This window comes from Phocaeicola acetigenes, assembly GCF_027529745.1.
Lineage (GTDB): Bacteria > Bacteroidota > Bacteroidia > Bacteroidales > Bacteroidaceae > Phocaeicola > Phocaeicola acetigenes.
On the sequence record NZ_JAPZVM010000020.1, the window covers coordinates 1 to 6,251 of the forward strand.

A 6,251-nucleotide genomic window follows, 5' to 3' on the forward strand; every position below is an offset into this window, starting at 1 on the left:
GTCTTCTTCGTCCTTTTCGGCTTCTTCTCTGATGGAGCCGGTTTCTCCTCTTCCTCCTTTTCAGGTGTCGGATAAAACTCGACGGCTACCATGACTATGCGGTTACGCTTCTTGTTGGTTTCACTCTCGGTCCACTCTTCCGGTTTGAAATATCCCTTTACTGTGAGCAGTTCACCCTTCTTGATTCTGTCAAATGAATCGGCTACCTCGTTCTTACGCCAGGCTTCGACTGGCAGGAAGGCTGATGTATAGACCGTTTCTTCACCTTTCTTCTCTGAGCGGCTTACGGCTATCGAAAAACGTGCTACACTTGCTGTTTCAAAACTGCGGATCTGTGCGTCATTGGAAACGTAACCTGATACTACGAAGGAATTTTCAATCTTTTTCATAATGTATGAATTTTAGAAGTTAATTAATCAATTTTACGGTGCAATTATCTTGGAACAGACTAAGTGGTAACCATGAAAAAATGTACGAATACGCTTTTTATGTATAACAGAAAAAGGAAGATTCTTATATTTTTTATTGGGTAAGATGGCAGCAAATAATTAATCCATGAATACGCTTTTTGTGCGTGCAGAAAAAGGAAGATTCTGGAATTAATAGGCAAGGACGGTATTTGCGAATCGGCCACTGACACTTTCGGAAAAAAGTGGAAGCTGTTCCATAAATTTGCACAAGGAAATATGATTTGACTTCGCCGGAAATTCATCTGAAAAAGTTTTTCATTCGTATTGGTTACGGTATGATGCACTTCCGGTTTTGGAATTTATGGCAAGTGTTCTTCCGAAAGCAGCCGTGCCAATCGGACATGGTGAAGAAACATACATCGGACGACAGACGAAGCCGTAAGAACGAGCCTGCCTTGACCGACTTAAGAAAAAGGGTGTATCACTGTAAAAAAAGGGATATTTCAGGAAGAATGGCCGTGAAACCGAAGCGGTAACCGGACTGTGGCAGCCGCCGGAGACGACATCGGAGGAAGAGGGGAAAAAGGTGTGCGGTACACACCGAAAAGTACAAGAAGACATTTAAAAACGGAAGGCTTCAGCCACACAGAAAAGATGCCCTTTCGAGACTCCGCTTTCACCCGGCACCTTCAGGTGACGGGTTCTTTCCAGGGCGGGTAGAAACCGGGCTGCTGCAAATTGCCGGACAGCAGATCCCGCCGGATGATCCTGAGCCACCGGGAAGGTTCATACGGTGTGAGGTGCTGAATTTGCAAGTCGGATGTTTTATTCCTCCGGACTAAACACAGTTTAGCCAAAGGAAGGAAACATACGGTTTACAGCCTATTCCTTAGATAGGTTGGGAAACAAAAGTCCCCTCGAAGGGGACTCGATTTATTTACGAATAAAATACTCTATAGCAGAATGTACCAGAACATAATGAGTAGGGGTACTTCTACACTGCGATGCATAAGGATTCGGGAACTCCAAAGCAAGAGATTGATACAATGAAGGTATTTCTTTTTGGATTCGCTTTACCAGCAACCTGTACGAACAAGGTCGTGCATAGCGCATAAGCTGTTTCCACTTTTCTATGTTTATTTCAGTACAATTGGTTTCGTAAGTCATAAGATTTCAAGTTAAACTTGGGGTTGTTAGCCCCAAGCAGATTAAGCTACTGATATTTCATTTATAATCAAGAAAGTGTCATCGTCATTAAAGTCAGAAAGTTTGTCTTCTGCTTCTGATATGTTATCAAGAGTGATGCCGGTTATACTTTTTATTACTGAAACAACTTCATCCCATGAATCGTAATATTCTATTCCTTCCTTTTCACTGTCAACCATATAACGGAATGAGTAAAACAGACCTTCTGTATCATTAGTTTCAAAGATTCCACAACCAGGCTCTTCCGAATAGTAGAAAAGCTGAAGGCCATATTTTTCTGCTATCTTGTCCATCAGTTCTGAACAGGCAACCCAAGCCGTTTCAGTAGTCAACTTTAAGGAAGCCATATCGTCACCATAATCTTTAATATCTTCTTCTATGTAAGAAATTTCTCCTCGGGCTGGCAATTCTTCTTCAACCTCTGGCAAAAGGTGTTTTTTAATGTAACCGAGCCAATAAGAGTTACCTAAGAATGTAAAAGGTTTGCTTTCCTTTGTTCTGTCAATATCAACAGTATTCTTCAAGTCTGTATATAGTCTCTTTATATTATCCTTGTTACCATAAAGTGTATAATCTGTAGTGTTCCAATTTGGCATAGCTGTAAATATTTATTGTGGTTATAATGGATGTTTTGTTTGTTCCTGTTGAAGTTTGCAGAGCTTAATGCTCTGCAAATGGTATCTTCTTAAGACAGTCCTTAATAGTGCAGCCTCTTGGCAGAGTGTTATCTATCTGAGCTGTTATTCCTTTTATGTTCAGCTCCATAATCTCGGATAGACTGACATAGCCAAATTCCCACTCAAAAATGTGACAATAGCCAAACATCAGCCAGTCATCACCTTCCTGACTTGCTTCGGTTATAAGCCAGCAGGCTTCAGTAAAAGGAACGTAAAACTTTGCAATAACCTCTGCATTTATACCTTGTCCGTCTTTTGAATACAAAGGATTGGCGTTAAACTTCGCCAGGAGTTCTTCTGAAATCTTTATCATATCGCTCTGAATTAGTTGGTTAAACATCGAATTATTCTTCAGCGAGCTTTAGACCTTTTTTTGAAAGATTTCCTTTCCTGTGTCTTTCGCATCCGCTGACTTTTTTTTTAGATTGAGAATCATTCCCCATCTGAGTTTGAGCCTTTTTTTTACGGCATTGTCTTTTCAGGAAAAGTGGAATTAGAAAAGTTTTGAACGAAAAAAATGTTGGGACAGCGATAAGCCGTCATCGTTATTTTTTTCAGGGCAAAGGCTCATAGCCGGAACTCTTTCATTTCCACTAACCCTTATAAATTTGCCGTCAAAAAACAAAGGCTCTCAGATAGGGTATGGGCAGCAAAAACGAGGGAAGCAGGATGCTTTCGGAAAGACACTGGAAAGGAATGGAAGAAGAAAAAGAATGAAACTGAAAAGAACATCCACAGCAAACGGTACAGGGTGCCGGGAATAAGAAGTACCTTCAGGTACTTCATCATCGGGTGAACAATGCGGCTGTAGCAGGCACTCATATCAGACCGGTACGTGGAGCATGTGAAAGATTAAGGTTGTTAAGGCAAATGCCTTAGCTCCGTATCGGACATGGTACGTGCCGGGATATGGGTGCCTTTCTTGACCGGCTCTTAGCAGTCTGTGAGCTTGAGAGCAGAGTGATAAGTGCCAGACAGGGCAAGAATACAGACGGTACCTTAATGGGGTGGTGGGAGTAAGAGAACTGCGTGTACGCAAGAACAACCTGAAAGGCTCTGCCTTACCTTATGGTATCACACCCGGACAGCATACGGAGCACATCAGCAAAGCCGTTGTGCCCCAAGATGCCGGCTGGGTGTGTATGGGTGAGAAATGAGTGGAGTGCATGGTCGGAAACGAAGTCTTTGGCCATGCAGCGGAACGGATGGCCGCTGCCTCTGTCCGGAGGTGTCCATGCAATAGTCACCATAGAGCAAAGGCAACCGGACATACCTTAGCAGGGTGGTGGGAGTATGAGAACTGCGTGTACGCAAGAATAATCCTCGAAAGGGCATAAAAAAAGGGTGGCCGGAGCCACCTTTCTATTTGGATTCTGTCTTCTTCGTCCTTTTCGGCTTCTTCTCTGATGGAGCCGGTTTCTCCTCTTCCTCCTTTTCAGGTGTCGGATAAAACTCGACGGCTACCATGACTATGCGGTTACGCTTCTTGTTGGTTTCACTCTCGGTCCACTCTTCCGGTTTGAAATATCCCTTTACAGTGAGCAGTTCACCCTTCTTGATTCTGTCAAATGAATCGGCTGCCTCGTTCTTACGCCAGGCTTCGACTGGCAGGAAGGCTGATGTATAGACCGTTTCTTCACCTTTCTTCTCTGAGCGGCTTACGGCTATCGAAAAACGTGCTACACTTGCTGTTTCAAAACTGCGGATCTGTGCGTCATTGGAAACGTAACCTGATACTACGAAGGAATTTTCAATCTTTTTCATAATGTATGAATTTTAGAAGTTAATTAATCAATTTTACGGTGCAATTACCTTGGAACAGACTAAGTGGTAACCATGAAAAAATGTACGAATACGCTTTTTGTGTATAACAGAAAAAGGAAGATTCTTATATTTTTTATTGGGTAAGATGGCAGCAAATAATTAATCCATGAATACGCTTTTTGTGCGTGCAGAAAAAGGAAGATTCTGGAATTAATAGGCAAGGACGGTATTTGCGAATCGGCCACTGACACTTTCGGAAAAAAGTGGAAGCTGTTCCATAAATTTGCACAAGGAAATATGATTTGACTTCGCCGGAAATTCATCTGAAAAAGTTTTTCATTCGTATTGGTTACGGTATGATGCACTTCCGGTTTTGGAATTTATGGCAAGTGTTCTTCCGAAAGCAGCCGTGCCGCTCGGACATGGTGAAGAAACATACATCGGCCGACAGACGAAGCCGCAAGAACGAGCCTGCCTTGACCGACTAAAGAAAAAGGGTGTATCACTGTAAAACAAAGGGATATTTCAGGAAGAATGGCCGTGAAACCGGAGCGGTAACCGGACTGTGGCAGCCGCCGGAGACGACATCGGAGGAAGAGGGGAAAAAGGTGTGCGGTACACACCGAAAAGTACAAGAAGACATTTAAGAAGATGTTTCAACTGGAGACGTTAAGACCGATGGATTTGAGCATCCCAGTTATGACGATAATGGTGAATGGTAAATCGTTTCAGTATAAAAGAAGACTCCTCAGATTTGGGGAGTCTTCGGGGGCGTCAGCTGAACTGTGTCAAGGCTGTTAGATAAACAGGAATTTACAATTCTCATATACTTCAGATGTAGGTTGCCGTTTCTAAAGCGATATAAAGTTTGTTTAAACTATGGTTGGCATTGTTCAAGCCTTTGGCTTCATATCCATTTGTATCCAAAATGTCACCTGCTTCAAAAAAAGCATACAACTTCAAATTGTAGAAGTCGCACACAGATTGAACTCCAGCCAATTCCATTTCTACAGCGATGCACCCTTCTTCCATACGTTTGCATACAAGTCCTTTTGTTTCTCTGATCATCGAATCTGTCGTCCATATTTTACCTGTAATATATGGTACAGATAATTTGTCGAAAATTATGGAAAGTTCCTTGCTTGCGGCTATATCAATATAGTCGGCTGGTGCTGCAAAATAATATGAACACCCGTCCCCTCTGTAACTTTGTGTCGGTATGATAAATCTACCTTGTGTGGTTGTACGGTCAAGACTGCCACAGGAACCGAACATAATGAACTTTGATGCTCCAGTTAGCCAGCTTGCAAGATGACATTGAGAGGATGCTACTGCTGAACCTATTCCTGACAGGTAGAAAGTTATCGTAACTCCTTTATAAGTTGTTTTATAGATATGCGTATCGCCATTGCAAGCCGGCATAGTTGCAATAATTTCAGATTCGTAGGAATCAAGTAAATGCCGATGAATCTCCTTCGAGAATATTATCAGGCATATATCTGCAAAATCTCCACGTCTGCCGTGGAAATCAAACAGATTGATCATTGGTTCAGTTTCAATATCATAACTATCAGTAATCATAGCATATTGAATCAGATGTGAGTTTTATATTGCTCCGGTATCTCAAGATTGAAAGTTCTGCATAATAACAGGACGTCGTGGACATCATTTTCATCGTATTCATATCCAAGATGGAACTGTACCTGTGCCTCCGGGTTTATGCATGTTACCTCAATATTCCCGATATTTCCTTTACCTGAGAAAGTTTCGCTTGGGAAAGTGTATCCGTCATATAGAATTCCATCTTCGACATATTCGAAACAATGCAGATCGATTATTCTTCCGTTGTCATCTTTCCAGACAGTATGGCTATCGGTCGTATAGTCCATTACAACTTCTCTGTATCCCTTCCAGGTAATCACGGATATGGCCTTACCATAGTCTTTCTTCTCTACGAACAGATCGATGTCGTTATGTATTCTTGTTTCTCTGCCTATAAGTGCATCGACACCCCAACCGCCGTCCAGAAACACCTTTACAGATGCTTCAGACAGCATTTCAAGAATCTCACATGCATCAAAATAAGTGACCATAAAATTTCGATTTATCGGTTTAAATATAACAAATCCACAGCAAATTGTATCTATCTTCGAACTTTATCTAACAGCCTTGACACAGTTCATTTTACACTTTC

Annotated in this window: 9 protein-coding genes; 2 read left to right on the forward strand and 7 right to left on the reverse strand. The window is 42.0% G+C overall.

What is annotated here, in order from left to right:
• From O6P32_RS13465 to O6P32_RS13480, 4 genes are all read right to left on the reverse strand, one after another.
• On the reverse strand, window positions 1-389 hold a 389-nt coding region (locus O6P32_RS13465), incomplete at its 3' end, for a single-stranded DNA-binding protein (RefSeq protein ID WP_269879039.1).
• 954 nt (window positions 390-1,343) lie between these two features.
• On the reverse strand, window positions 1,344-1,577 hold the full coding sequence (locus tag O6P32_RS13470) for a hypothetical protein (RefSeq protein WP_117894141.1): 234 nt from the start codon (window positions 1,575-1,577) through the stop codon (window positions 1,344-1,346).
• A gap of 41 nt (window positions 1,578-1,618) precedes the next feature.
• Complete coding sequence (locus tag O6P32_RS13475) at window positions 1,619-2,212, reverse strand: DUF1281 family ferredoxin-like fold protein (protein WP_195391585.1); 594 nt, start codon at window positions 2,210-2,212, stop codon at window positions 1,619-1,621.
• Between the two features lie 64 nt (window positions 2,213-2,276).
• The gene (locus O6P32_RS13480; protein ID WP_269879040.1) at window positions 2,277-2,633 is read right to left on the reverse strand and encodes a DUF2958 domain-containing protein; all 357 of its coding nucleotides are present in this window, start codon (window positions 2,631-2,633) and stop codon (window positions 2,277-2,279) included.
• Window positions 2,634-3,303: 670 nt separating this feature from the next.
• On the opposite strand from O6P32_RS13480, the gene O6P32_RS13485 reads away from it, so the two are divergent.
• Window positions 3,304-3,450: a hypothetical protein gene (locus tag O6P32_RS13485; RefSeq protein WP_195298589.1), complete on the forward strand. Its 147-nt coding sequence runs from the start codon at window positions 3,304-3,306 to the stop codon at window positions 3,448-3,450.
• Window positions 3,451-3,655: 205 nt separating this feature from the next.
• Here the strand turns inward: O6P32_RS13485 and O6P32_RS13490 are convergent, their stop codons facing one another.
• Window positions 3,656-4,057: a single-stranded DNA-binding protein gene (locus O6P32_RS13490; protein ID WP_195651903.1), complete on the reverse strand. Its 402-nt coding sequence runs from the start codon at window positions 4,055-4,057 to the stop codon at window positions 3,656-3,658.
• A gap of 382 nt (window positions 4,058-4,439) precedes the next feature.
• Here O6P32_RS13490 and O6P32_RS13495 point away from each other — a divergent pair, with 382 nt between their 5' ends.
• Window positions 4,440-4,568: a hypothetical protein gene (locus tag O6P32_RS13495; RefSeq protein ID WP_269879041.1), complete on the forward strand. Its 129-nt coding sequence runs from the start codon at window positions 4,440-4,442 to the stop codon at window positions 4,566-4,568.
• Window positions 4,569-4,888: 320 nt separating this feature from the next.
• Here the strand turns inward: O6P32_RS13495 and O6P32_RS13500 are convergent, their stop codons facing one another.
• Both O6P32_RS13500 and O6P32_RS13505 read right to left on the reverse strand, forming a co-directional pair.
• Window positions 4,889-5,638, reverse strand: a complete 750-nt coding sequence (locus O6P32_RS13500; RefSeq protein ID WP_269879042.1) for a nucleoside phosphorylase — start codon at window positions 5,636-5,638, stop codon at window positions 4,889-4,891.
• Window positions 5,639-5,649: 11 nt separating this feature from the next.
• Entirely contained in the window at window positions 5,650-6,150 is a 501-nt protein-coding gene (locus O6P32_RS13505; protein ID WP_006743465.1) for a nucleotidyltransferase domain-containing protein, read from the reverse strand.
• Window positions 6,151-6,251: the final 101 nt, after the last annotated feature.

Coding starts and splice junctions, on each gene's coding strand:
- O6P32_RS13470 (WP_117894141.1), bottom strand. CDS start 1,577: ATGACTTACGAAACCAATTGTACTGAAATAAACATAGAAAAGTGGAAA.
- O6P32_RS13475 (WP_195391585.1), bottom strand. CDS start 2,212: ATGCCAAATTGGAACACTACAGATTATACACTTTATGGTAACAAGGAT.
- O6P32_RS13480 (WP_269879040.1), bottom strand. CDS start 2,633: ATGTTTAACCAACTAATTCAGAGCGATATGATAAAGATTTCAGAAGAA.
- O6P32_RS13490 (WP_195651903.1), bottom strand. CDS start 4,057: ATGAAAAAGATTGAAAATTCCTTCGTAGTATCAGGTTACGTTTCCAAT.
- O6P32_RS13495 (WP_269879041.1), top strand. CDS start 4,440: ATGGCAAGTGTTCTTCCGAAAGCAGCCGTGCCGCTCGGACATGGTGAA.
- O6P32_RS13500 (WP_269879042.1), bottom strand. CDS start 5,638: ATGATTACTGATAGTTATGATATTGAAACTGAACCAATGATCAATCTG.
- O6P32_RS13505 (WP_006743465.1), bottom strand. CDS start 6,150: ATGGTCACTTATTTTGATGCATGTGAGATTCTTGAAATGCTGTCTGAA.